This is a genomic window from Luteibacter sp. 1214, from assembly GCF_031455395.1.
Taxonomy (GTDB): domain Bacteria; phylum Pseudomonadota; class Gammaproteobacteria; order Xanthomonadales; family Rhodanobacteraceae; genus Luteibacter; species Luteibacter mycovicinus.
Genome location: NZ_JAVDSQ010000002.1, coordinates 251,425 through 277,647, shown reverse-complemented (window position 1 = coordinate 277,647; position 26,223 = coordinate 251,425). Strand labels below are relative to the sequence as shown.

Annotated in this window: 21 protein-coding genes; 11 read left to right on the top strand and 10 right to left on the bottom strand. The window is 65.5% G+C overall.

What is annotated here, in order from left to right:
* Window positions 1–67: 67 nt before the first annotated feature.
* The 6 genes from accC to J2X57_RS05810 form a co-directional block, all read right to left on the bottom strand.
* Window positions 68–1,432, bottom strand: a complete 1,365-nt coding sequence (gene accC / locus J2X57_RS05835) for an acetyl-CoA carboxylase biotin carboxylase subunit (protein WP_036110106.1) — start codon at window positions 1,430–1,432, stop codon at window positions 68–70.
* Between the two features lie 10 nt (window positions 1,433–1,442).
* Window positions 1,443–1,913 carry an acetyl-CoA carboxylase biotin carboxyl carrier protein gene (gene accB, locus J2X57_RS05830; protein WP_036110111.1) on the bottom strand — a complete coding sequence of 157 codons (471 nt, stop codon included), beginning with the start codon at window positions 1,911–1,913 and terminating at the stop codon, window positions 1,443–1,445.
* Window positions 1,914–1,974: 61 nt separating this feature from the next.
* The gene (aroQ, locus tag J2X57_RS05825) at window positions 1,975–2,424 is read right to left on the bottom strand and encodes a type II 3-dehydroquinate dehydratase (protein ID WP_036110114.1); all 450 of its coding nucleotides are present in this window, start codon (window positions 2,422–2,424) and stop codon (window positions 1,975–1,977) included.
* Between the two features lie 137 nt (window positions 2,425–2,561).
* Window positions 2,562–3,116 (bottom strand): DUF1415 domain-containing protein, encoded by a 555-nt coding sequence (locus J2X57_RS05820; protein WP_079520375.1) that lies wholly within the window; start codon window positions 3,114–3,116, stop codon window positions 2,562–2,564.
* 20 nt (window positions 3,117–3,136) lie between these two features.
* Window positions 3,137–3,670, bottom strand: a complete 534-nt coding sequence (locus tag J2X57_RS05815; RefSeq protein ID WP_309864830.1) for a redoxin family protein — start codon at window positions 3,668–3,670, stop codon at window positions 3,137–3,139.
* Window positions 3,667–5,904 (bottom strand): protein-disulfide reductase DsbD, encoded by a 2,238-nt coding sequence (locus J2X57_RS05810; RefSeq protein WP_309864828.1) that lies wholly within the window; start codon window positions 5,902–5,904, stop codon window positions 3,667–3,669. The genes J2X57_RS05815 and J2X57_RS05810 overlap by 4 nt, the downstream gene beginning before the upstream one ends.
* A 242-nt stretch (window positions 5,905–6,146) precedes the next feature.
* Here J2X57_RS05810 and J2X57_RS05805 point away from each other — a divergent pair, with 242 nt between their 5' ends.
* Entirely contained in the window at window positions 6,147–6,440 is a 294-nt protein-coding gene (locus tag J2X57_RS05805) for a co-chaperone GroES (RefSeq protein WP_036110126.1), read from the top strand.
* Between the two features lie 60 nt (window positions 6,441–6,500).
* Window positions 6,501–8,144, top strand: a complete 1,644-nt coding sequence (groL, locus tag J2X57_RS05800) for a chaperonin GroEL (protein ID WP_036110129.1) — start codon at window positions 6,501–6,503, stop codon at window positions 8,142–8,144.
* A gap of 88 nt (window positions 8,145–8,232) precedes the next feature.
* Here groL and J2X57_RS05795 read toward each other — a convergent pair whose 3' ends face one another.
* Window positions 8,233–9,240, bottom strand: a complete 1,008-nt coding sequence (locus J2X57_RS05795; RefSeq protein WP_036110132.1) for a hypothetical protein — start codon at window positions 9,238–9,240, stop codon at window positions 8,233–8,235.
* 201 nt (window positions 9,241–9,441) lie between these two features.
* Window positions 9,442–11,334: an LTA synthase family protein gene (locus tag J2X57_RS05790; RefSeq protein ID WP_309864824.1), complete on the bottom strand. Its 1,893-nt coding sequence runs from the start codon at window positions 11,332–11,334 to the stop codon at window positions 9,442–9,444.
* 178 nt (window positions 11,335–11,512) lie between these two features.
* Between J2X57_RS05790 and glnE the strand changes: the two genes are divergently transcribed.
* From glnE to J2X57_RS05770, 4 genes are all read left to right on the top strand, one after another.
* The gene (gene glnE, locus J2X57_RS05785; protein ID WP_309864822.1) at window positions 11,513–14,398 is read left to right on the top strand and encodes a bifunctional [glutamate--ammonia ligase]-adenylyl-L-tyrosine phosphorylase/[glutamate--ammonia-ligase] adenylyltransferase; all 2,886 of its coding nucleotides are present in this window, start codon (window positions 11,513–11,515) and stop codon (window positions 14,396–14,398) included.
* A 49-nt stretch (window positions 14,399–14,447) separates the two neighbouring features.
* On the top strand, window positions 14,448–15,380 hold the full coding sequence (locus tag J2X57_RS05780; RefSeq protein WP_309864821.1) for a nucleoside hydrolase: 933 nt from the start codon (window positions 14,448–14,450) through the stop codon (window positions 15,378–15,380).
* Window positions 15,381–15,468: 88 nt separating this feature from the next.
* Window positions 15,469–15,714 carry a type B 50S ribosomal protein L31 gene (locus tag J2X57_RS05775; RefSeq protein WP_036110142.1) on the top strand — a complete coding sequence of 82 codons (246 nt, stop codon included), beginning with the start codon at window positions 15,469–15,471 and terminating at the stop codon, window positions 15,712–15,714.
* Between the two features lie 266 nt (window positions 15,715–15,980).
* Entirely contained in the window at window positions 15,981–17,276 is a 1,296-nt protein-coding gene (locus J2X57_RS05770) for a citrate synthase (protein WP_036110144.1), read from the top strand.
* A gap of 130 nt (window positions 17,277–17,406) precedes the next feature.
* Here the strand turns inward: J2X57_RS05770 and J2X57_RS05765 are convergent, their stop codons facing one another.
* The gene (locus tag J2X57_RS05765) at window positions 17,407–18,063 is read right to left on the bottom strand and encodes a hypothetical protein (protein WP_043696081.1); all 657 of its coding nucleotides are present in this window, start codon (window positions 18,061–18,063) and stop codon (window positions 17,407–17,409) included.
* Between the two features lie 34 nt (window positions 18,064–18,097).
* A complete protein-coding gene (locus J2X57_RS05760; RefSeq protein WP_309864817.1) occupies window positions 18,098–20,674 on the bottom strand; it encodes a penicillin-binding protein 1A in 2,577 nt (858 codons plus the stop codon).
* A 235-nt stretch (window positions 20,675–20,909) separates the two neighbouring features.
* Between J2X57_RS05760 and J2X57_RS05755 the strand changes: the two genes are divergently transcribed.
* From J2X57_RS05755 to J2X57_RS05735, 5 genes are read left to right on the top strand one after another with little or no spacing between them, the layout of a single operon-like run.
* Window positions 20,910–21,968 (top strand): pilus assembly protein PilM, encoded by a 1,059-nt coding sequence (locus J2X57_RS05755; protein WP_036110152.1) that lies wholly within the window; start codon window positions 20,910–20,912, stop codon window positions 21,966–21,968.
* Entirely contained in the window at window positions 21,968–22,714 is a 747-nt protein-coding gene (locus J2X57_RS05750) for a PilN domain-containing protein (protein ID WP_036110156.1), read from the top strand. Before J2X57_RS05755 ends, J2X57_RS05750 begins: the two co-directional genes overlap by 1 nt.
* Window positions 22,711–23,361 (top strand): type 4a pilus biogenesis protein PilO, encoded by a 651-nt coding sequence (gene pilO / locus J2X57_RS05745; RefSeq protein ID WP_036110159.1) that lies wholly within the window; start codon window positions 22,711–22,713, stop codon window positions 23,359–23,361. The genes J2X57_RS05750 and pilO overlap by 4 nt, the downstream gene beginning before the upstream one ends.
* A complete protein-coding gene (locus tag J2X57_RS05740; protein WP_036110163.1) occupies window positions 23,361–23,888 on the top strand; it encodes a pilus assembly protein PilP in 528 nt (175 codons plus the stop codon). The genes pilO and J2X57_RS05740 overlap by 1 nt, the downstream gene beginning before the upstream one ends.
* A 19-nt stretch (window positions 23,889–23,907) precedes the next feature.
* Window positions 23,908–26,187: a type IV pilus secretin PilQ gene (locus J2X57_RS05735; RefSeq protein ID WP_309864807.1), complete on the top strand. Its 2,280-nt coding sequence runs from the start codon at window positions 23,908–23,910 to the stop codon at window positions 26,185–26,187.
* Window positions 26,188–26,223: the final 36 nt, after the last annotated feature.

Sequence of the window (26,223 nt, the reverse complement as noted above, 5' to 3'; positions counted from 1 at the left end):
ACCGCTGGTCTGAACGGGGCGCGATGCCTCATTGAAAAAAACCCCGCTCGAGGCGGGGTTCTTTTTTTTACGCGGCTGGCGGCGTTTCTTTCTGTTCCGCCATGCGTTTTTCCAGGTAGTGGATGTTCTGCCCACCCTGCTGGAAGCCGATGTCGGCCATGATCCGCTGCTGCAGCGGGATGTTGCACTTCACGCCCTCGATCACCGTCTCGTTCAGCGCCATGCGCATACGTGCGATGGCGGTGGCACGGTCCGGACCGTGCACGATGATCTTGCCGATCATCGAGTCGTAGTTCGGCGGGATGCGGTAGCCGTCGTACAGGTGAGTGTCCACGCGCACGCCGGGGCCACCCGGGGCCTCGAAACGCTTCACCGTGCCGGGGCTCGGCATGAAGGTGTCGGGATCTTCCGCGTTCACACGGCACTCGATGGCGTGGCCGGTGAGCACGATGTCTTCCTGACGGATCGAGAGCTTCTCACCGCCGGCGATCAGCAGCTGTTCGCGGACCAGGTCGATGCCGGTCACCAGTTCCGTCACCGGATGCTCCACCTGGATACGGGTGTTCATCTCGATGAAGTAGAAGCGGCCGTTCTCGAACAGGAACTCGAACGTACCCGCGCCGCGGTAACCGATGCGGAGGCAGGCGTCGACGCAGACCTTGCCGATCTCGGCGCGCATCTCCGGCGTGATGCCCGGTGCCGGCGCCTCTTCCACGACCTTCTGGTGACGGCGCTGCATGGAGCAGTCGCGTTCGCCGAGGTGGATGGCGTTGCCCTGGCCATCGGCGAGTACCTGGATTTCCACGTGGCGCGGATTTTCCAGGAACTTCTCCATGTAGACCTGATCGTTGCTGAAAGCCGCCTTGGCTTCCTGCTTGGTCATCACGATGGAGCTGGCAAGGTGCGGTTCGGTGCGCACGACGCGCATGCCGCGACCGCCGCCGCCGCCGGCCGCCTTGATGATGACGGGATAGCCGATCTCACGGGCGATGCGGATGTTTTCTTCGACATCGTCGCCCAGTGGGCCGCCCGAACCCGGCACGCACGGCACGCCGGCGGCCTTCATGGCACGGATCGCCTCGACCTTGTCACCCATCAGGCGGATGACGTCGGCCGTGGGGCCGATGAAGACGAAACCGGACTCCTCGACCTGCTCGGCGAAATTCGCGTTCTCCGAGAGGAAGCCGTAACCCGGGTGGATGGCGGCGGCGTCGGTGATCTCGGCCGCGGCGATGATGCGCGGGATGTTGAGGTAGCTGTCGACCGAGGGACCCGGGCCGATGCACACCGATTCGTCGGCCAGGCCGACGTGCTTCAGATTGCGGTCCACGGTGGAGTGCACCGCGACCGTCTTGATGCCGAGCGCGTGGCATGCGCGCAGCACGCGCAGCGCGATTTCGCCGCGGTTAGCGATGACGACCTTCTCGAGCATGGGTCTGGCCTCAGGCGATGACGAACATCGGTTCGTCGAATTCGACCGGCTGACCGTTCTCGATCAGCACGGCGACGACGGTACCGGCCACATCGGCCTCGATCTGGTTGAACATCTTCATGGCTTCGATGATGCCGAGCGTCTCACCGGCCTTGACCTGCTGGCCGACGACGGCGAACGCCGGTGCGCCCGGGGTCGAAGCGGAGTAGAACGTGCCGACCATGGGAGCCTTCACCACGTGACCGGCCGGAAGGCCGGACTCGGCGGGCGCCGCCGCGGGTGCCGAGGCAGCCGCGGCCGGTGCCGCTGCCGCGGGAGCGGCGGCCGCCGGAGCCGGCGCCGCATACATCGGCTGGGCGACGGCGGTGCCCTTCGGCACGCGGGACAGACGGACGACTTCTTCGCCTTCCTTGATTTCCAGCTCGGCGAGGTTGGATTCCTCGAGCAGGTCGATGAGCTTCTTGATCTTGCGCAGGTCCATGGGGCAACCCTTAGTCGGTGGTGGAGGTGCGGGCGCCGTCTGGCGCGCCGCGAAGGGGAATTCAGGCGGCGGGTACGGCCAGCCGGAGAAGTGCGGCTTCGAGCGCCAGGCGGTAGCTGTCGCCGCCGAAACCGCAGATCACGCCCGCGGCGATATCGGACACATAGGAATGGTGCCGGAACGCTTCACGCGCGTGCGGATTGGACAGGTGGATCTCGATGAACGGGATCGCCACGCCGGCCAGCGCGTCGCGCAGGGCGATCGAGGTATGCGTGAAGGCGGCGGGGTTGATCAGGATCCAGGCCACGCCTTCGTCGCGGGCCTGATGCACCCGGGCGATCAGCTCATGCTCGGCATTGGACTGGAACCAGCTCAGGTCGTGCCCGGCCGCCTGTGCGCGGCCCTGCAGCGAGCTGTTGATGTCGGCGAGCGTCTCGCGCCCGTAGACCGACGGCTCGCGAACGCCGAGGAGATTGAGGTTGGGTCCATGAAGGACAAGGATCCTGGCCACGCTTCACCTGTGCCGTAGGTCCGGAAATCCGGAACGCCGCGCAGTGTGCGCCTGTCCCCCGGACTTGTCCAGTTCGGTGAAGATCGACGCAGTTCGCTGGAGATCGCGACTTTCCACACGCTCCCGTATGGTGTTGGCTAGGGCTCGGGGAACAATGCCCGCCATCCGTCGTGCCCCAGCTTGTCCAGCGTGGCCATGTTGGCCTCGAAAATACTGGCCGCCTCCGGAAACGCGGCGACCGCCCGGTCGATGCTGGCTTCGCGCAGCAGGTGCAGGGTCGGGAACGGCGACCGGTTGGTGTAATTGGTGATGTCGTCCGGTGCGGTACCTTCGAACTGAAAGTCCGGATGAAAGCTGGCTACCTGGATCTCGCCGTCCAGCGAGAGCTCGGCCACCGTTTCGTCGGCGATCTCCAGGAATTCGTTGAAGTCCATGAAGTCGCCGAGGACGCGCGGGTGAATCAGCAGCGTGGTGTCGATCGTCTCCGGATCGCTGTCCCGCAGGCGTTTGAGTTCCCGCACCAGATCGTCATGCAGTTGCAGGGGTTGCTCCGCCTCGCTGACGACGAAGCGGATCTGGCCCTTCCTGTGCACGGCCTTGGCGAACGGGCACAGATTGAGGCCGATGACGGCACGTTCGAGCCAGCGACGGGTCGCATCGATCGCCTGGTCGTCTGAAAGCGGGGCATCCATGGTGGAGTTCTCCGGGAGATCTAAGGCGCAAGCCATTCGTCGATCTCGGCCGCGCTGAAGCCGCCGAGTTTGCGCCGCAGGATACGCCCGTCGTCGCCGATGAGGATGCTGTAGGGCAGAGCCCGCCGCGTATTGCCGAAGGAGAGCGAGCTGCCGGGGGCGTCGCTGTCGACCAGCAGCACGGGGTAGTTCACCGGGCGCTCGGCGAGATAGCGTGCCGCATCGGCGGCGGTGTCCTCGGCCACGCCCAGGATGGCGACCTTGCGACCATGGTCGCGGTCCGAGGCGGCGCTCAGGAGTGGCATCTCACGCCGGCAAGGGGCGCACCACGAAGCCCAGAAGTTGATCAGCACGCGTCTGCCTCGCCATTCGGACAGGCGATGAGGCGTGCCGTCGATAGCGACGTAGGTGACGTCGGGCACCACATCGCCCACCTCGGCCACCGTCATCCCGTCCGGGGGCGACGGATTGGCGCGGCGGTGCTCGACATACAGGCCGACCGTTGCCCCGGCGATCGCCAGGGCCACGATCCAGAAGGTCGGGCCGCGTGTCACGAGCCCGACGCGGTATCGAGCGCCTTCGCCACGCCGTCGTAAGTCAGGACGGTGGACAGCTTTTTGCCGTCGCCGCCACCCTTCGGATAGACGACGTACAACGGCACGCCTACCGAGTGGAACTGCTCCAGATACGCGGCGATGGGCGCATTGACGTCGGTCCAGTCACCCTTCATGTAGACGGTGCCCGTGCGCTTGAGCAGGTCCCTGAACGCGTCGGTGTCCAGCACGGCCTTTTCGTTGGCCTTGCAGGTGATGCACCAGTCGGCGGTCATGTCGACCAGTACCGGCGTGCCCGCGGCACGAAGTTCCGCGAGCTTGTCGGCCGAGTAAGGCACCGAGCCGTCGCTGGCCGTGGCGGTGGTCGTCGCTGCGGGAAGGCCATGTACCGTCCACAGCGCGGCCATGGCGCCGACAGCCAGCACGGCGGTGAAGACCCATGAAAGCGCGCTACGACGGCTGCGGCCGTACCACCACAGCGCCATCGCCAGCAGCACGCCGCCTGCCAGCACCAGCGCCGTCGCGTCGGCGCCACGCTGCTTGGTCAGTACCCACAACAGCCACACCGCGGTGAGGTACATCGGGAAGGCCAGTGCCTGCTTCAGCGTTTCCATCCAGCGGCCGGGGCGTGGCAGCAGGCGGGCGACGGCCGGCACGAAGCCGATGAGCAGGAAGGGCAGGGCGAGGCCCAGGCCGAGTGCCAGGAAGATCAGGAAGGCGATCGCCACGGGGGCCGCGAAGGCGAAGGCGATAGCCGAACCCATGAACGGCGCGGTGCACGGGCTGGCGACCACCACGGCCAGCACGCCCGTGAAGAAATCGCCCGAGGCGCCGGAGCGCGAGGCGAGGCCGCTGCCGATGTTGCCCAGCGAACCGCCGATCTCGAACACGCCCGACATCGACAGGCCCACGGCGAGCATGACGTAGACCAGCAGGCCGATGGCGACCGGCTGCTGGAACTGGGCGCCCCACTGGATCCCGTGGCCGGCGGCACGGATGCCGACGATGATCACGCCGAGCGCGGCGAAGGCGACGAGCACGCCGGCGGTGTACCAGAGCGCGTGCTTGCGCGCGGCAGCGGGGCTTTCGCCACTCTCCAGCACCGTGATCGCCTTCAGCGACAGCACGGGCAGGACGCAGGGCATGAGGTTGAGCACCAGGCCGCCCAGCAGGGCGAGTCCGATCGCGGCGATGAAGCCGACCGGCGCATCGGAGGCGGCGGGCGTCAGGCCGGCTGGCGGCGGGGTGGGCGCCACTTCGGCCGGGGCGCTGGCCGGAGGCGCCTCGGTGGCGCCGCCGATCGTGGCCGCGTGGGTGGCGAGATCGACGCTCACCCGGCGGGTCATCACCGGGTAGCAGATGCCGTTCTCGAGGCAGCCCTGATAGGCCACGTCGACATCGACCTTGCCGCTCTTGCCCGCGCCCGCAAGCGGCACCGGCACTTCGACCTGGTCGAAATAGACGATGGTGTCGCCGAAGTGCTCATCGTGGTGGGCCGTGCCACTCGGCCAGTCGGGCTCGCCCGCGCTGACGCCGGCCGGCGAGACCACCTTGATCTCGGTCTTGTCGCGGTAGAGGTAATAGTCCTTCGGCATCGTCCAGCGCAACAGCAGGCTGTCGCCGCCCTTGACCAGCGCCTCGAAACGGAAGGCCTGATCGGCGGGCAGTGCCTGGGTTTCGGTACCCGGCAGCGAAGCCTGTGCGCCCAGCAGCGAAGCGCCGCCGGCAGCGGCTGGCGGCGCGCTGGCGGGTGCCGCGGCCGGGATGGTCGGCGGGCCACCGATCGTGAGCGTCAGGTGCTCGGTGTTCGGCGGGTAGCAGATCTTCGGCTCGACCTCGTGGCAGCCCTGGTACTGGACGTCGAGCGCGAGCGTCTTCGTCGCGGCGTCGGCGAGCGTATAGGGCACGGTCGCCTCGATCTCGCCGTGGTAGATCTCCACGTCGCCGAGGTATTCGTCGTGCTTTTTGAGACCGTCCGGGAGGGTCGGCTGGCCCAGCGTGGCGCCGGCGTCCGCCGCCTTGATCCTGATCCGGCCGCGGTAGAGGTAATAGTCGGGCGCGATGGTCCAGTGCAGCCTGACCGAACCGGGCTGGCTCGCGTCGGAGGTGAGATGGAAGGCCTGGGTGACCGGCAGCAGGTCGTCTTCGGGATCCTGCGCGAAGGCCGGGGAAACGGCGAGCAACAGGCCGAGGGAGGCGACGAGGTTCCGCGCGAGGCGGGATAGCGGCGACATGGGGCTCTCCAGTAAGGCGTTGGTCATTATGACCGGGCAAACTCCAGCTGGCTTGCATCGGCGCCGGATGCTTTTTTGCACCGCGGCCCTTGAACGGTCCGCCGCCGCCGCCATCTGTCGACCATCCAGATAGTTCTTCCGATCCCGGGGCTGTTCTGGCTAAAATTCTGGCACTCACCCTGGGCAAGTGCTAACAGGGTGGCCTAAATTCCTTTCCCGTCAAACACATGTTTGGAGAAGTCATGAGCAAACTGCGCCCGCTGCACGATCGCGTCATCGTCAAGCGTCTCGAAGAAGAGCGCGTCTCGGCCGGTGGCATCGTCATCCCCGACAGCGCCACCGAGAAGCCCACCCGCGGCAAGGTCATCGCCGCCGGTACCGGCCTGCTGCTCGCCAGCGGCCAGCTCCGCCCCATGGGCGTGAAGGAAGGCGACGTGGTCCTGTTCGGCAAGTACGCCGGTCAGGAAATCAAGGTCGACGGCGAAGAGCTGGTCTTCCTGAAGGAAGACGACATCGTGGCGGTTCTGGAAGGCTGAGCCCCGGCTCGCCCCGTTCTCCCGACTCCCTCTACCTAACTATTCAAGGATTCAACGATCATGGCATCTAAAGAAGTCCGCTTCGGCGAAGACGTCCGCGCCCGCATGCTGAAGGGTGTCAACACCCTCGCCAACGCGGTGAAGGTCACCCTGGGCCCGAAGGGCCGCAACGTCGTGCTCGAGAAGAGCTTCGGCGTCCCGACCGTCACCAAGGACGGCGTCTCGGTCGCCAAGGAAATCGAGCTCGCCGACAAGTACGAGAACATCGGCGCGCAGATCGTGAAGGAAGCCGCCTCGAAGACCTCCGACGTGGCCGGTGACGGCACCACGACCGCGACCGTGCTCGCCCAGGCGTTCATCCAGGAAGGCCTCAAGGCCGTTGCCGCCGGCATCAACCCGATGGACCTCAAGCGCGGTATCGACCAGGCCGTCTCGGCCGCCGTCGGCGAGCTGAAGAAGCTGTCCAACCCGACCGCCGACGACAAGGCGATCGCCCAGGTCGGTACGATCTCGGCCAACTCCGATGCCAACATCGGTGACATCATCGCCACGGCGATGGGCAAGGTCGGCAAGGAAGGCGTGATCACGGTCGAAGAAGGTTCGGGCCTCGAGAACGAACTCGACGTCGTCGAAGGCATGCAGTTCGATCGCGGCTACCTGTCGCCGTACTTCATCAACAACCAGCAGTCGCAGCAGGTCGAGCTGGACGACCCGTTCATCCTCATCCACGACAAGAAGATCTCGAACGTCCGTGAGCTGCTCCCGGTGCTCGAGGCTGTCGCCAAGGCCGCCAAGCCGCTGCTGATCGTCGCCGAGGAAGTCGAGGGCGAAGCCCTGGCCACGCTCGTCGTCAACACGATCCGTGGCATCGTCAAGGTCGCCGCCGTCAAGGCGCCGGGCTTCGGCGATCGTCGCAAGGCCATCCTGGAAGACATCGCCCAGCTGACGGGCGGCACGGTCATCTCCGAGGAAGTGGGTCTGGCTCTGGACAAGGCCACCATCAACGATCTGGGTCGCGCCAAGCGCGTCGTGATCACGAAGGAAAACACCACGATCATCGACGGTGCCGGCGATGCCGAAGGCATCCAGTCGCGCATCAAGCAGATCAAGGCGCAGATCGAAGAGACCTCGTCGGACTACGACCGTGAGAAGCTGCAGGAGCGCGTCGCCAAGCTTGCCGGCGGTGTTGCCGTCATCAAGGTCGGCGCTGCGACGGAAGTCGAGATGAAGGAAAAGAAGGCCCGCGTCGAAGACGCCCTGCACGCCACGCGCGCAGCCGTCGAAGAAGGCGTGGTCCCGGGCGGCGGCGTCGCCCTGATCCGTGCACTCAAGGCGCTCGAAGGCCTCAAGGGCAAGAACACGGACCAGGATCTCGGCATCGCGATCACCCGTCGCACGCTCGAGGCTCCGTTGCGCGCCATCGTCACCAACGCCGGTGAAGAAGCGTCGGTCATCGTCAACCAGGTCAAGGCCGGTGAAGGTAACTTCGGTTACAACGCCGCCACCGGTGAGTTCGGTGACATGATCGCCTTCGGCATCCTGGACCCGACCAAGGTCACGCGTTCGGCCCTGCAGTTCGCGGCGTCGGTCGCCGGCTCGATCATCACGACCGAAGCGGCCGTGACCGAAGTGCCGAAGAAGGACGACGGCGCCGGCCACGGTGCCCCGGGTGGCATGGGCGGCATGGGTGGCATGGACTTCTAAGTCCTCGCCTTCCGGCTTGCTGTATAAAAGAGGCCCCGCTTGCGGGGCCTCTTTTTTTGCTTCGATGTGAGTCAGCGCCGTTGGCGGTTCAGTACGCGATGGTCGCCGATGTCGGTGTCGTGCTCAGTCCGTAATTGCACTGCGGATCGATGCCCGACGTATCGCTACCCTGCCACGGCGGTGACGCCACGCGCTGGTTGTTGCGGTCGTAGACCTCGATGTCATGGAAGGTGATCGGTCCTCCGGGATACTGCCCGCACGTCGCGACGCTGTACACCTCGAGCACACCACCAAAGACCCAGGTCAGATCCGCATACGGATTGGTCGTCAGCGAGCTGGTCTGGCCCGTGGTCGTGTTGCGCGAGTCGATCTTCCACGTCGAACAGGCTTCGCCCGCCGCGCATGTGGAGTACGTATCGCCCACGACGTTGTCACCCGCGCTTGCCGGTATCGGATCGCTGTGGAACGTCGTGCCGTCGACACAGCAGTTCCAGCTCGCCAGCGTCCACGCCTTGTCGCCGTAACCATTCCAGCCAAGCACGGGCTGAAGGATGGACTGTACGTTGGGCAACTGTTCCAGGCCGGGGAAGAAATAGATCACCTGGTCGCTTTGCGTCGTCGGCGCACTGGGCACCGTCCACGTGGCCACGATGCGACCGATCGGCGTGCTGCTCGCATAGTTCGCCGACTGCACCCAGCCGCTCTGCGCCGGTGGCGGCGTCGCCGCGGACCTTAGGGTATGGCGGCCGTCCGCTTCGACGCGCTCGCCCTGTAACGTGAAATTGGCCTTGCCGCAGGTAGCGGCTTTCTCCGTCGTGCCCGAGGCACGTTTAATCAGACCGTTTTTCTGGAGCTGGTCGCCTGCGTGCACGGTGGCGACGCAGTCGGGTGAAAAATAACCATTGGGTGTGACGACGTAATCGTCCGGAACGCCCGCGGGCTTCGCGGTGGCCGGCATGGCGCCGACGCGGGTGAGTTGAAGCGCGGGCGCTGCCTGCGACGTATCCGCCGCGCTGGCGCTCAGCGTTACGGAGAACATGGCCGCGATGATGCCCGCGCGCGCCACAACCCTGCCGATTGAAGCGAACCTCTTCATGCGTACGACTCCTGCGTTGGAAGGATATCGTCCATGTGCCGACGACCGGATGATCGACGTGCGTCCCCCAGGCTCCTTTGCACTACGACGAGTGCAGAGCCACGCTAACAGTGCGGTGACAGGTATTTTGTGACGCAGGCGCTATTTGAATGACAAATAGCTACGTATGCCATTTTTGCGCACGAAACCTTTGACCGCGGCCTACTGTCCCGCACCGGACGCCGCGGCTTCTTCGGCTTCACCGGGCTGACGAGCGACCAGGTTCGGATCGGGCTGCGCGTATTTCGCCACCAGTGGATCGAGTTTCCGCTTCATGCGCAGCATCGCGACGTTGCGCATCGAGGTGTCGGTGAATTTCAGGCCGGCGTCTTCAGGCGCTTCCCTCGCATCGGGTGCGTGTGTCAGGGCCGCCAGTTGTCCACCGACGACCTGCGTCAGCGCAAAGTAGGCATCGTCATGCACGCCCGCCTGTTCCAGCAGTTTCCCCGGCAGCATCCACGATGCCAGATCGGTCTTTACCGGAGCGGGGCCGTCCTCGTGTGCGTCGATCAGGATGTACGGCACGGTCTGGGTCAGCATGTCGCGACCGTTGGTGAAGCCGGCCTTGGCGTAAGTCTCGGTCAATGCGGGCAGGTGGTCGCCGTAAAACAGCAGGAGCGTCGGACGCTCGCGCTGCTTCAGGAGCTCGGCGAGGCGTCCGAGCTCGGCGTCCGCGTGACGCATGTGATAGATGTAATTGCGCAGCTGCAGCTTGGCATCATCGCTGATGCCATCCGGCACGGGAATGGCGTCGCGCTCCTTCGTGTCGATGTTCACCGATTTGTCGTAGGGCCCATGTGCTTCCATGCTGATGGCGAAGACGAACCGGGGCGGCCCGTCATTCTTCAGCTGGCTCATGATTTCGTCGGTCATGGCGCTGTCGGCCATGTATTCGCCGTCTTTGCGGAAGCCCTTCGGGAAATCGGGCTGCGAAACGAAGCGATCGAAACCCAGCGATCTGAAGGCGGCCGTGCGGTTCCAGAAGCCGGCGTCGTTGCCATGCACGGCGATGGTTTCGTAGCCGTGCGAGCGCAGTACGCGGACCATGCCCGGCATGACACCGGCCTGCATCTGCAGATACGGGAATTGCATGGTCGGGAAGTAGCGCAGCGACAAGCCGGTCAGGACTTCGAATTCGGTGCGGATGGTTCCGCCGCCAAAGGTCGGTACGTGCAGCTGGCCCGTGCTGGCATGCTCGGCCAGGCGATGCAGGTTGGGCGCAAAGTCCTCCTGCTCGATGCCCCTGATCACGCTGGGGTCGAAGAAGGACTCGCTCTGCACGATCACGATATCAGGCGTTTGCCGGCCATTGGTGGCGGCCTCCGCCATGTGCTGGCGCAGGTCGCCGCCGGTCGCGGCAATGAATTGCTCGGCCTCGGCGGGATCCGCTTTCTCCTTCTTGCCCGCGTTCTGCAGGCGGAACTGCATGATCGTGGTCACGACGCCGTTGTAGCCCGCGTTGGACGCGGCCGACCACGGCTGCATGCCAAGCCGGTCCTTGTTGTACATCTTCGACCACGCGGGAACGCCCGCGAGTAGCGTGCCGATCAATGCAAAAAGGGTAAGCCCGGTGATCAGTCGACGCCCGTGCGTGCGGCGCGCGAACAGCGCCGGCTCGAACCGGGCGACGATCGCGATGAGGCCGATGGTGCCGAGGATCGCGAGATACGGCAGGGGGCTCGAGGGCAGGTAGCCGCCTAGCAGGTGCAGGCCACCATTCTTCAGCTGACCCACCATGCGGAAATCCGCAGGTAACAATGGCGAGCCGAGATTCTTCATCTTGATGGCGCTCACCGCGAGCACGGCGCCCTGCACCATGAACGCGACGCCGAACGACAGCCATGCCCGTCGGGTCAGCACCAGAAGCAGAAAGGCGAGCATGAGCCCCGGCAAGGCGTTGGCGAACAGGTGCCAAGGGCGGTCGGCCCAGGCACTGCTGGCGACGCCGGGATTCCCATCGAGGAACCCGGTATAGAGAACGAACGCGACCGCGAGCAGGAGCGGCAAGGCGACCCGTCCGGCGATGTTACGCCAACGCGTTGAATTGACAGTCATAACGTCCTCTTGTCACGCCCCTGTCAGCGAGGGGGTAGGGACTGTAACGCAACGGACATGAACCGGTTGTCAGGCGGATGCGCCATGTCGCGACGAAAAAAGGTCATGATTCGTAAGAAAAATCTGAATCCTCTCACCCGGCCGCCACAGGCCTCGTCTCGGGCACAATGACCGCCTCATGAACGCTTCCACGCCAACACCGCGCGAAAGTCCCGAGCTCCGCGCCCTGATCGACCACCGTTACGCCGACGTGATGGCGGCGTGTCGCGCCGCACGCATCCCCCTGCACGATGACGCGGGCGTCGCCGAGCGTATCCGCCGCACGCTTCTCGCCTCGGACTTCGCTTTCGATGTCCTGCGACGTCAGCCCGAGTTGCTTGCGCCAGCGGGACTGGAGCGACTGCGCGGCAATGCCGATGCGAGCACGCGCGCCACCTCGCTCGATCTGCCCGCCGACGAAGATCGCTGTATGGCGATGCTGCGCCGTTTCCGGCACGCGGAGGCGCTGCGTATCGTGTTTCGCGACGTCAATGGGCTCGACGATGTCGATGACACTTTGTCGTCGACGAGCGCGCTGTATGAAACGCTGCTGTCGGCCGCCCTGCGCTGGTCGGAGCACTCGTTGCATGCGCGCTTCGGTCGCCCACGCGATGCGGCCGGTGTCGAACAGCGCATGGTCGTGATCGGCTTCGGCAAGCTGGGGGGCAACGAACTCAATTTCTCCTCGGATATCGACCTCGTGCTCGCCTACGTTTCCGGAGGTGAGACCGACGGCTCGCGTCCACTCGACAATGGCGAGTATTTCATTCGGGAAACGCGACAGCTCGTACGGCTGCTGGCCGAGCCGACGGTCGACGGCATCTGTGCCCGTGTCGACCTGCGATTGCGTCCGTTCGGCAACGCCGGGCGGCTGGCGTTGCCTTTCGCCGCCATGGAGCAGTACTACCAGCGCGAAGGCCGTGACTGGGAACGCTACGCGTGGATCAAGGCGCGACCGGTGGCGGGCGATCGCACGGCCGGTCGCGAATTGCAGGACATGCTGCGGCCGTTCGTTTACCGGCGCTATCTCGATTACACGGCGTTCGCCGGGCTGCGCGAGATGAAGTCGCTGATCGATGCGGAGGTGGCGAGGAAAGACCTTGCCGGCAACCTGAAGCTGGGTCCCGGTGGTATTCGCGAAATCGAATTCGTGGTGCAGCTCACCCAGATGATTCGCGGCGGTCGCGACCCGGCCCTTCGCGTGCGGGGACTGCTTCCCGCCCTGCGGGCGTGCGAGGCAAAGGGCTATATCCCCAAGGCGCGCGCGAAGCTGTTGCGCGAGGCTTACCTCTTCCTGCGCCTTCTGGAGAATCGTGTGCAGATGTTGCGCGACGCGCAGACGCACGATATTCCGGACGACGAGCTGTCGCGCGAGCGCCTGGCGCTGGGTCTGAACTACCCGTCGTGGGATGCGCTGGCCGAAGTCCTGACTCGTCACCGCGACGCGGTCTCGGCGGAATTCGCCGCGGTGCTGGTGCCGCAGGCAGGCGGAAAAGCCGTCGCGCCCGCCGCCGACGTGGAGTTGTGGGAGGCCGCGCGGGACGAATCGCTGGTGGCGGCGACGATGGAAGCCTCCGGTTTCCGGTCCGGACAGGACGTGGCGTCGGAGCTGATCAAGTTGCCTCGTGCGGCATCGGTGCGGTCGATGTCGGCACGTTCGTCCGAGCGCCTGCAGCGGCTCATGCCGCAGCTGATCGGTGCCGCCCGCAGCAGTGCGTCGCCGGCATCGAGTCTGTTGCGCATGCTGCGCCTGGTGCAGGCCGTCGCGCGCCGTTCGTCGTATCTCGCGCTGCTCGACGAGCAGCCCAGTGCGCGCCGTCGTGTCGCCACGGTCTTTGCGGACAGCGCGTTCCTTGCCGAGCGGGTGATTGCGCAGCCGCTGTTGCTCGACGACGTGCTCGATCCGCGCATCGATCAGCTGCCGCTGAAGCGCGCGGACATCGCGGTGGAGATGGCCCGCTCGCTGGGCACGCTCGACGAGCGCGACGCCGAGCACGAACTCGAGCGCATCAATGAATTCCGTTCCAGTATCGCCTTCCGGCTGGGTCTCGCTTTCAACGACGGTCGTGCCGACGCGACCGCCACGGCGCGTCGTCTCGCCGGACTGGCCGAGGCGGTGGTCGCCGCGGTGCTGGCGCTCGCCACGCGCGAACTGACCGCTCAGCACGGGCGCCTTCCCGGGGAGGGCAGCGGCTTCGCCGTGCTCGGCTACGGCAGCCTGGGCGGTGAAGAGCTGGGCTTCGCCTCCGATCTCGATCTTGTCTTCGTCTATGACGGCAAGCGCGCCAATGCGATGAGCGATGGCCCGCGTCCGGTCGATGGCACCCGGTGGTATCAGCGTCTCGCCCAGCGTGTCATGCACTGGCTGAGCGCGCAGACGCATGCCGGCAAGCTCTACGATGTCGACACGCGTCTGCGGCCGGACGGTTCGAAGGGGTTGCTGGTCGCCAGCGTGGATGCCTTCGAGGCCTATCAGCGCGATCGCGCCTGGACCTGGGAGCATCAGGCGCTCTTGCGGGCTCGTCCGGTTGCCGGCGACGCGCGCGTGGGTGGCCAGCTGGCGGAGATCCGTCGGGAGATTCTTGCGACGCAGCGGGACGGTGTCCGGGTGTTCGCTGAAGTCAGCGCCATGCGGACTCGCTGGCGCGGCGAGCGCGACCGGTCGGATGCCGAACAGGTGGACCTGAAGCAGGGCGTGGGTGCGCTGATCGACATCGAGTTCATCCTGCAGGGCATGGTGCTTGCGCACGCCGCCAGCTGTCCGCCCATTCTGGATACGCCAGCCAGCAGCAGCCTGATCGACGTGCTGCGCGAGCAGGGGCTGCTGACCCAGTCGCAGGCGGATACGCTGCACCTGGCCCATGCGGATCTGCTCCAGGCGGGACTTACCTGCACGCTCGATCTCCGTTCGCGCATCGCGACCCGTACCCCGTCGCTCAGACGGGTGCTCGCTGGCGTGAGCCAGGTCGCGTCGGAGCTCGGCTTCGAGTTCGGTACGGCCGAGATCGCGTCGCAGGCTGTCTGAAGGGCCCGGCCGGCGGTATGCTGTCCGGCCGTCCACGGACCGATAACCGATGACCCGACTTCCGTTGCTGATCGACACCGACCCCGGCGTGGATGACGCGCTGGCGATCCTCATGGCGCACGCGCATACCGATGTCGCCGCCCTGACGGTTGCCGCGGGCAACGTAGGCCTCGGTCATACGGTGCGTAACGCCCGTACGCTGGTCGAACTGATCGGAGCGACGACGCCCGTGTTCGGCGGATGCCCGTCCCCGCTGGTGCGTGCACCCGATGAGGACGCCGCGTTCGTCCACGGCGCCGATGGCTTTGGCGATGTCGGCTTTCCTGAGCCCCAGCATGTCGCGGAGGCCGAGCACGCCGCGCTCGCCCTGATCCGCCTGACCCGGGAACGTCCGGACGAGCTCACGCTCGTCGCACTGGGTCCCCTGACGAACCTGGCTCTGGCCGTGCGTCTGGACCCGACGCTGCCTGCGCGCGTGAAGCGCCTGGTCATCATGGGCGGCGCCGTCACCGGTCACGGCAACACGGGGAAGATTCCCGCCGAGTTCAATATCGGATTCGATCCCGAGGCGGCGCACGTCGTCTTCGAGGCATTCGAGCACTTCGATCTGGTGGACTGGGAGGCGACCGTCCGTCACGCCTTCCCCGACGAGGTCTACGAACGCTGGGTCGCCTCCGGCGATAAGCGCGCCTCGTTCTTCGAGAAAATTTTCGCGACGGCCCGCCGCTTCAACGCCGAGCACGAGCGTACCGGGTTCATCGCGGCCGACGCGCTGGCCATGGCCGTGGCACTGGATCCCGCCATGATCGTGCGCGCCGAAACCCGCCACGTCGCCATCGAGCTCGACGGGCGCCTCACGCGCGGCGCTACCGTGGTCGACTGGCATGGCCGTCTCGGCGGCAAGCCGAACGCCCGCATCGTGCTCGAGGTCGACCAGGCCCGCTTCGGCGAGCTGATCGCGGGCGCACTGGGCGCCGTGTGAGATCCCGCCCGGGGTCCCGGCTTGCACGACCCCGGACCCCGGGCTACAATGCCGCTCTTTTCACCCCGCTATTTCTCAGGTTCAAGCCATGAAAGAGAACATTCATCCGAAGTACCAGTCGGTGGTCTTCCAGGACCTTTCGTCCGATTTCGCGTTCCTGACGCGTTCGACGATGTCCTCCAAGGAGACCGTCAAGTGGGAAGACGGTAACGAGTACCCGGTCATCAAGCTCGATATCTCGAGCCACTCGCACCCGTTCTATACCGGTAAGCAGAAGACGCTGGACATCGGCGGTCGCGTCGACAAGTTCCGTCAGCGCTACGGTCAGAAGTAAGACCGCACCATCCGCGCGCCGCCTGCGGGGTGGCGTGTCGCGAGGATAGAGGACACGGGGCGAGCCCATGGCTTGCCCCGTGTCTTTTTGCGTGTGCGATTTACACGCGGGCCTAACGGACGTTTGAATCGTCGCTGTGTGATAATGGGGAACTTCGGTCGCGGGTTGCGGCCGGTACGGGACCTTCCCCAGGGTGCCGTTATTCCAACCATTGCTACGTCGTTCCATTGCGTGGAGCGGCGGGAACAAGCACAGAGGAGCTCGCCGTGTCCGACGCCAAAACCGTCAAATTGGTCGATGAATCCAACAAGCCCGTGAGCGAACTGCCGGTCATCGGCGGCACGCTCGGCGCCGAGTGCGTCGACATCGGCACGCTGTACAAGGACACCGGTTACTTCACGTACGATCCGGGTTACGGCAGCACCGCCAGCACCAAGAGCGCCATTACGTACATCGACGGCGACAAGGGTGTCCTGTTGTACCGCGGCTACCCGATCGAGCAGCTGGCCGAGAAGTCCACCTTCCTCGAGACCTCGTACCTGCTGCTCAACGGCGAACTGCCGACGAAGCCGGAGTTCGAGAAGTTCTCCGGTGAGGTCACGCATCATTCGATGATGCACGAGAACCTTAAGGACTTCCTCAAGGGTTTCCATCACAACGCGCATCCGATGGCCATGCTGGCCGCGTCGATCGCGTCGCTGTCGGCGTTCTATCACGACAAGCTCGATGTCGATAACCCGGAAGACCGCAAGCTCGCCGCCATCCGTCTGATCGCCAAGATGCCGACCATTTCGGCCGCTATCTACCGTCATTCGATCGGCTGGCCGACGCGCTACCCGCGCAACAACCTCGAGTACGTCACCCGCTTCCTGCACACCATGTTCGAAGTGCCGAGCGAGCCGCTCGAACTGAACCCGGTGGTCGCCAAGGCGCTCGACCTGCTCTTCATCCTGCACGCCGATCACGAGCAGAACGCGTCGACCTCGACGGTCCGTCTGGTCGGTTCGACCGGTGCCAACCCGTACGCGTCCGTTGCCGCCGGCATCACCGCGCTCTGGGGTCCGGCGCACGGTGGCGCCAACGAAGCCGTGCTCAAGCAGCTCGAAGAAATCGGTACCGCCGACAAGGTCGAGACCGCGGTCAAGCGCGCGAAGGACAAGAACGACTCCTTCCGTCTGATGGGCTTCGGTCACCGCGTCTACAAGAACTTCGATCCGCGCGCCAAGATCATCCGCGAGATGTGCCACAAGGTGCTCGAAGAGCTCGGTGTCAACGATCCGCTGCTCGACGTCGCCATGAAGCTGGAAGAAGCCGCGCTGAAGGACGACTACTTCGTGGAGCGCAAGCTCTATCCGAACGTCGACTTCTACTCGGGCATCATCTACAAGGCGCTGGGCATCCCGACCGAGATGTTCACCGTGATGTTCGCCATCGCGCGTACATCGGGCTGGATCTCCCACTGGATCGAGCAGCACGAAACCCCGGGGGCCCGCATCGGCCGCCCGCGTCAGATCTACACCGGTGCCGACGTTCGCGATTACATTCCGAACGACAAGCGCTAAAAAAGAAACCCCGCGAAAGCGGGGTTTTTTTTAGCGCGGTAGGAGCGCGCTCCGCGCGCGAAAAGCCAACGGAGCGATGAAGCGGTACCCCGTCACCGCCCTGTTGGCTTTTCGCGCGCGGGGCGCGCTCCTACATGGCCGCGTTGTAAGCGGCTACGTCCTCTTCCGCCAGCAGGTTCTGCACCATCGACGCGGTGGCGCGGCGCATCGGGCGTTCGTCGACACGGTCCAGCGGCGCCTGGCGCAGCGCGTCCAGAGGCAGCACGGTCAGGTCGAACGGGATACCGTCCGCACCGAACAGCAGTACCGGATGTTCGCTCTGTTCGTTGTTGGACCAGCGCAGCCGGCGGGTCTGGGTCTCCAGCGGAATGCCCTGTTCCTGCAGGAACAACACGGGCGCTTCAGGGTCATCGCTGAACAGGTGCAGGCAGACGGCCGAGTGCTCGTCCGCCGTGCCTTCGAGCACCGCGCCGACCAGTCGTGCGTCGAACCCGCGCAGGAACCGCATCGCCTCGATGGCTGCCTCGCGACGTGCCCGCAAGGCCTGTGGCTGCGTATCGGCCTGGAAGATGCGCTGGTGTTCGCGCAACGCGTCTTCGATCTCGTTGTTACGCGGAAGGGCCTGGGTGTCGACGATACCGAGCCGCTCCGCCGCCTTCAGCTTCGCGTGGTGGAAGTCACGAATGCCATGCTCGCTCATCAGGCGCGCCGCCTCCTGGGCGACGAGGACGCGATGCCGCTGCGTCCGGTCCTGCGCATGGATCTTGTGGTGCTCGCCTCGTGCCATGACTCACCCCCGTGTGGTGTGTAATGTGGACGTATCAGAAGATGTCGTAGGCGTGTTCCTGCTGATCCTCCTGCTGTTTCTGCGCCGCCTGTTCGCGAAGACGATCGACATCCTCGACCTTCATGATTTCGTTCATGCCGCCCGGTGAGGGCAGGCCGGAGCCCGGATCGATCTGCACCGTGGCGATGCCCGGAGGCATGGCCAGCGTATGCGACGGCTTGTCCTTTAGCACGGCGCCCATGTAGTCCATCCAGATCGGCAAGGCCGCCTTGGCGCCGAACTCGCCGCGACCCAGGGAGCCGAAGTCGTCGAAGCCGACCCAGACGGCGGTGGAGACATCGCCGTTGAAGCCGACGAACCAGGCGTCGCGGTGGTCGTTGGTCGAGCCCGTCTTGCCGGCGATATCGTCGCGACCGAGCGCGCGCGCCGCCGAGCCCGTGCCGCGCTTGACCACGTCCTGCATCAGCGAGGTCACCAGGTAATCGTTGCGCACGTCGATCACGTGCGGCGCCAGCTTGGGCGCCTGCGCGGTATTGTCGTGGGCGTCGGCAGGCAACACCGCATCACCGGTACCGCTACCGGCGGCCGTGCTCGCGGCGGCCGGCTTGGCCGGGATCAGCGCCGTCGATGGCTGGGTCGGCGGGCCGGCGGGCGTCGGATTGAGCAGGCGCTCCTGGCAATCCGAGCACGCGCGCTCGGGGTTCGCCACGTAAACCGGCTTGCCGTCGCGATCGTCGATGCGCGAGATGAAGTAGGGCGTGATGAGGTACCCGCCGTTGGCGAACACCGCATAGCCGCGCGCCATGCTCATCGGCGAGACCGAGGCCGTACCCAGCGCCAGCGAGAGGTTCTGGGGCAGGGCGTCCGGCGTGAAGCCGAAGCGCGTCATGTAATCGCGGGCGAAGCGCAGGCCGATCGCGTCCAGCAGGCGGACGGAGACCAGATTCTTCGACTGCACGAGCGCCTCGCGAAGGCGCATGGGGCCGGCGAACTTTCCGTCGTCGTTCGCGGGTGTCCACATGCCGTCGGGGCGCGACGGGTCGGGGAAGGCCACCGGCGCGTCGTTGACGATGGATGCGGGTGTGAACCCACGCTCGAACGCGGCCGAGTAGAGATAGGGCTTGAAGCTCGAACCCGGCTGCCGTGCGGCCATGACCGCGCGGTTGAACTTGGACCGTACGAAGCTGAAACCGCCGACCAGTGCGCGGACCGCGCCGTCTTCCGGGTCCAGCGACACGAGGGCGGCCTGCACGGCCGGAATCTGGGTCAGGCGCCACGGCCCCCTGGCCGGCTCGGGATGGGACTCGGTGCTGACCTTGGCGGTGTCGGCGGCGCTGGCGTTTTCGGACAGGTCGTCCTTCTCGCTGCGGATCAGGCGGACGACGTCGCCACGCTTGAGCACCGTGTCGACGCGTGTCGGAGCGGCTCCCGCGCGACCTTCGTTGACGTAGGGCCGGGCCCAGGCGATCGACTCGAGGCTGATGGTGGCGGTTTCCTTGGCGGACAGGTACACCGTGGCCTCCTTCGCGCCGGTCGCGGTCACGATGCCGGGCATCATGCCGGCCACGCTCGTGTAGCCCGCGAGAACGCGGTCGTAGTCCTCGGGGCCAGCCTGCGCGGGCAGTTCCTCGTGACCCTCGGGGCCACGATAGCCATGGCGGCGGTCATAGGCGGACAGGCGTCCGCGCAGCGCGTCGTTGGCGGCGGCCTGACTGTCGCTCGGCACGGTGGTGCGCACGACATAACCTTCGGTCAGGGCGTCGTTGCCCAGCTTCTCCAGCACCTGCTGGCGGACCATCTCGGCGAGGTACGGCGCATCGACTTCGATCTGCTGCTCGTGCGGGAAGGCGTCGTTGGGCTCCTTCACGGCCTCGTCGTATTCGGCCTTGGTGATGAACCGGTTCGACAGCATCTGGCCCAGCACCCAGTTGCGCCGGGTGACCAGTCGCGCCTGGTTGTTCAGCGGATTGACCACCGATGGCAACTGGAACGTGGACGCCAGCGACGCGCATTCGGCCACCGTCAGCTGGTCGAGGGTCTTGCCGTAGTAATACGAGGCCGCGGCGGCCAGTCCGTAGGACCGGTGGCCCAGGAACATCTTGTTGATATAGAGCTCGAGGATCTGGTCCTTGGTCAGCTCGTTCTCCATGCGCAGCGCGATGAAGACTTCCGTCAGCTTGCGCGAATAGAGCTTCTCGGGGCTGAGGAAGAAGTTGCGCGCCACCTGCTGGGTGATGGTCGAGCCGCCGGGTCCCTTGTCACCGCCGGAAACGATCACGTGGATGCCCGCGCGGGCGATGCCGTGCCAGTCGACACCCGGGTGGCTATAGAAATCCCCGTCCTCGGCCGATAAGACAGCATTCTTGAGGCGTGCCGGAACGTCGGCGATGTGGACGGGGACGCGGCGGGTTTCACCGAAGGAGGCGATCAGGCGTCCATCCGAGCTCAGGACTCGTAAGGGAACCTGCATGTGATAGTCGCGCAGGACCGCCACGGAAGGCAGGCGTGGCGCCAGGAGCCAGTAGGCGACGCCGATGGCGCCCGCCACGAAAAGGATGCCGGCCAGGGCGAGATACAGCGCGATGCGCAGCAGACGCTTGAGAATTCGCATGGAAGAGAGGGGGTCACCGGCGGATGGGTCGTCGCGGAGTATAGAGCCTCGCCGGGGGGTGGGGCGGGTGACCCGGGTTCGACGGGGTGTGAGAGGGTTTCGCTAACCCAGTGACAGGATTTGTGAATTAGTGCCGGTAAGGGCTGAAACGGCCCGTTGCCAATCCGTTAAGTTTTAGATCTAATGCCTTCGCGCCGAAGACCAATTCCGACAAGGCGCGGGGAAGGGGGACAACGTGGGGCTCTTTACACCCAAGGCGGCGCCGCTCATCGGCGTCGATATCAGTTCGACCGCAGTAAAGCTGCTGCAGCTCAGTCAGGCAGGTGGACGCTACCGCGTCGAGCACTACGCCGTTGAGCCGTTGCCGCCTAATGCCGTCGTTGAAAAGAACATCGTCGAGGTCGAGGCGGTAGGCGAAGCCATTCGCCGCGCCCTGGCCCGGTCCGGGTCCAAGCTCAAGCACGCGGCAGCGGCCGTGGCGGGTTCGGCCGTGATCACCCGCATCATTCCCATGTCCGCCGATCTCTCCGAGGACGACCTCGAGGGGCAGATCCAGGTCGAAGCGAACCAGTACATCCCCTACCCGATCGAGGAAGTCAGCCTCGATTTCGAGGTCATGGGGCCGGTTCGCGACAACCCGGAAATGAATAACGTGCTTCTGGCGGCCTCCCGCACCGAAAACGTGGACATGCGCATCGCCGCGCTCGACCTGGGCGGTCTGACCGCCCGCGTGGTCGACGTCGAGGCCTTCGCCATGGAGAACGCCTTCGGGATGGTCGCCGACCAGCTCGCGGTGTCGCGCGACGCCCTGGTGGCGGTGGTCGACATCGGCGCGACCATGACCACGCTGGCGGTACTGAAGAACCAGCGGACCATCTACTCGCGCGAGCAGGTCTTCGGCGGCAAGCAGCTGACCGACGAAATCATGCGTCGCTACGGCCTTTCCTATGAGGAAGCCGGTCGTGCCAAGCGCAAGGGCGGCCTGCCCGAGTCGTACGAGATGGAAGCACTGGAGCCGTTCAAGGAGTCGCTGGTCCAGCAGGTCAGCCGCCTGCTCCAGTTCTTCTTCGCCGGTAGCGAATACAGCCGCGTCGACCAGGTGGTTCTCGCTGGCGGTTGCGCCGCGATCGACGGCATCACCGAGTTGCTCGAGCAGCAGCTGGGCGTGCCGTGCGTCGTCGCCAACCCCTTGGCGCGCATGTCGCTGTCCAGCCGCGTGCAGGCACAGACCCTGGCCCAGGACGCCCCCGCGCTGATGATTGCCGTCGGCCTCGCCATGAGGAGCTTCGACTGATGGCACGGATCAACCTACTTCCCTGGCGTGCCGAGCGCCGTAAACAGCGCGAGCGGGAGTTCTACATCCAGCTCGGTCTGGCCTTTGGCGCCGCCCTCGTGGTGCTGATCGGCTGGTCGCTGTGGATGGACGCCCGGATCGACAACCAGAACGAGCGAAACGACTACCTGACCACCGAGATCAAGCAGCTCGACGATCGCATCGCGAAGATCAAGGATCTGGAGAAGGTCAGGGCCGATCTGCTCCAGCGTAAGCAGATCATCGAACAGCTGCAGGCCAACCGCTCGCAGATGGTCCACCTGTTCGACGAACTGGTGAAGACGATCCCGGCATCGGCTCGCCTGGCCGGCATGAAGCAGTCGGGTGACTCGATGTCGCTCGATGGCGTCGCCCAGTCGAACTCCAGCGTGGCCGAGTACATGCGCAACGTCGAGGCGTCGCCCTGGATGGGCCATGCCGACCTGCGCAAGACCGAGAACACGCATGACGCCTCGCGCATGCCGTATGCCTTCGGTCTCGACGTCCACCTGAAGAGCCCGGGCGACAATCCGCAGGACGGCGCCCCCGCCGGTGCCTCCACGGTCGCCCCGCCGGCCGCCGCGGTGCCCGCGCCGCTGGTCAACGCCGCCAATGCCGTTACGGCCAGCCCGGGTGCTCCCGCACCCGCGGCGGCACCGGCTGCGCCTGCCACTCCGCCGGCGGCCACGCCTGCGGCTGCCGCCGCCCCGGCAGGAGTCAAACAATGAAATTCTTTGACGATCTGCGCAATCTCGATCGGCACAATGTCGGTGGCTGGCCGAAGCCCATCAAAATGTTTTTCACCGGCCTGGTCTTCGTGATCGTGGTGCTGGCTGGCTGGTACTTCCAGATCAGCAGCCAGCAGGACGACCTGGCCAGCGCCGAGTCCAAGGAAACCAGTCTCAAGTCCGAGTTCTCGCAGAAGCAGGCCAAGTCCGCCAATCTCGAGGCCCTGGAGCAGCAGCTGTCCGACATGCAGGACATGTTGCGGACCCTGCTGCGTCAGCTGCCGAGCAAGACGGAAATGCCCGAACTGCTGATCGACATCTCGCAGACGGCGCTGGCCGCGGGCATCGAGACCGAGCTGTTCCAGCCCGGTCCGGAAACGCCGAAGGACTTCTACGCCGAGAAGCCGATCACGCTGCGCATGGTCGGTACTTACCACCAGTTCGGCACCTTCATCAGTGGCGTGGCCTCGTTGCCCCGCGTCGTGATTCTGACGCTGCACGACGTCTCGCTGAGCCCGAAGAGCACCGACAAGAAGGCGGCCGGCAACGGCCAGCTGGTTCTCCAGGGCACCGTGAAGACCTATCGCTACCTCGAGGACGACGAGACGCCGCAGGCGAAGAGCAAGCTGCAGAAGGGGAATAAGTGATGAATCGCCATTACTCCCTCGCCCGCCCGCTGGCCGTCGCGCTGTTCGGTGTCATTTCGCTCGCCGGTTGCACCAAGGGCACGTCCGACCTGCGCGAGTGGGTCGACGCCGAAAAACACAAGAAAGGCGAGCCGATCCCGCCGTTGCCGGTGATCCGCACGTTCGAGACGTTCGCTTACCAGGACCAGGGCGCACGCGATCCCTTCAGCCCGAGCACGGCTGAAATGGACAGCAATGTCGCCAGTGGTCCCCGTCCGGACGAAAACCGTCCGAAGGAACCCTTGGAAATGTTCGGCCTCGACGCTCTCAAGATGGTTGGCACGGTTGGTGCTGGTGCAAACCTGGAGGCGCTTGTGAAGGATCCCGGTGGGGTGATCCATCGTGTCCATCGCAATGAGTACATGGGGCAGGCCTACGGACGCATCACGGCCGTTGGCGAGGATCGGATCGATCTGGTCGAACTGGTGCCGAATGGCTCGGGCGGCTGGATGGAGCGTCCGGCAAGCATCGCGGTCGGCGAAAAATAAGAACTCGGGGATGACGCACATGACGACCAAACTGAATCATCTGCCGGGTAGCGCGCGTCTTCGCACGCGCCGCTGGATCCTCGGCACCGCGCTGGCCTTCGCCGGCGGTTTCGCCAGTGCCGCGTCGGCGGAGAACACGTTGCAGAACGTGAGCTACGACGCGCAGCCCGGCGGCCGCATCGAACTCCGGCTGGCTTTCTCGGAAAAGGCACCGGATCCGAAGGTCTTCACGACCAACAATCCGCCGCGTATCGCGATCGACCTTCCGGACACCACCAACAGCTACAGCACCCGCCATCTCGATATCGGCAAGGGTTCGACATCGGGCGTGTCGGTGGTCTCCGCCGGTGGCAAGACCCGCGTCACGGTCGAGCTTTTCCGTGAGTCGGCATACCGCACGCGCGTCGATGGCAAGAACCTCGTCGTCACCGTGAACAACGGTCCGACGGGTGCCACGACGACGACGGCGACCGTTTCCGATCCGACCAAGGCGTTGCCTTCGTCAGCCGGCACGCCGGTATCGAACATCGACTTCCGTCGCGGGCCGAACGGCGAAGGCCGCGTGCTGGTCACGCTGGGCAGCTCGGCGACGACGCCGGAAATGCACCGCGAAGGCGACCACGTGATCGTCAGCCTGTCGGGTTCGTCGCTGCCGCCCAAGCTCGCTCAGCGTCTCGACGTGCTCGACTTCGCCACGCCGGTGCAGTCGATCGAACCGAAGTCGGCTCCCGGCGGTGCCCGCCTGGATGTCCGCACCAAGGGTGATGTCGAAGTCTCGGCCTATCAGAGCGGCAGCGATTATGTCGTCGAAGTGGCGCCGAAGAAGGCCGCCGCCCCGACGGGTAAGGCCGCGAAGGGTCAGGATCCGACGTATTCGGGTTCGCGTCTGACCTTCAACTTCCAGGACATTCCCGTGCGTTCGGCCCTTCAGCTGATCGCGGACGAAGCCAAGCTCAATCTGGTCGCCTCCGACAGCGTCGGCGGCAGCGTCACCCTGCGACTGGTCAACACGCCGTGGGATCAGGCGCTGGATGTGATTCTGCGGGCCAAGGGTCTGGACAAGCGTCGCAGCGGCAACGTCGTCTGGATCGCTCCGCAGGCCGAGCTTGCCAGCTACGAGCAGAGCCTTGCCGACGCTCGTCAGAAGGCCCAGGATTCCGCGGAGCTGGTGTCCGATTACATCCCGATCAGCTACGGCAAGGCGGAAGACATCGCCAAGCTGCTGACCCAGGGCAGCATGCAGGGCGGCGGTGGCAGCAGCGGCTCCAATACGACGCGTGGCTTCCTTTCCCCGCGTGGCAGCGTCTCGTTCGACGACCGCACCAACACGCTGCTGATCAACGACACGCCGGACAAGATCCGTGACCTGCGCGAGCTGATCGGTACCCTCGATCGTCCGGTGCAGCAGGTGCTGATCGAGTCGCGCATCGTGGTGGCGACCGATACCTTCACCCGCGAGCTGGGTGTGCGCTGGGGCGTCCAGGGATACAACCACAACAACGCCAACCAGGTCGTCGGTACGTCGCCGGATCTGAGCAGCGGCTCCACCGGTACCACGGCCGGCGGCACGGGCGGTCTGGTTACCAGCGTCCACAACAGCGATGTCGGCTATACCAACGCGGTGAACCAGTACAATGCCAACGGCGGCACGGGGACGATCCCGACGCCTGCCGCGGTCAGCCTGCCGGGTGGCTACAACGTCAACCTGCCGGTCGCGAACCCCTCGGGCAGCATCGGCCTGGCGATCCTGGGTGCGAACTATCTGGTCGACCTCGAGCTTTCGGCGGCGCAGACCGAGGGTCGCAGCGAGCTGATCTCGAGCCCGCGTGTGATCACGGCCAACCAGCAGGAAGCGGTCATCAAGCAGGGTCAGCAGATCGGTTATGTGACCTACCAGGCCTCGAGCTCCGGCGGCGGCGCGCAGAACGCCACGGTCCAGTTCAAGGATGCCGTGCTCGAGCTGCGTGTGACGCCGACGATTACCGCCGACAGCCGCGTGTACCTGAAGATCAACGTGAAGAAGGACGCGCTGGCCCAGTTCGTCGCCAGCCCGGGCGGCGGTTCGGTCCCGCAGATCGACACCCGCGAAATCAACACCTCGGTGCTCGTCGACAACGGTCAGACCGTCGTCCTCGGTGGCATCTACGAGATCACCAAGACCAACACGACCGAGAAGGTCCCCGGTCTCGGCGATATCCCCGGCCTGGGCGTCCTGTTCCGCCACACCGCGCGGACCAACGACAAGGCCGAGCTGCTGATCTTCGTCACGCCGCGGATCCTGTCCGACGCGCTGCAGTAAGGGCGTCGTCTGGACAACGAAAAAGGCGGCCCTCGT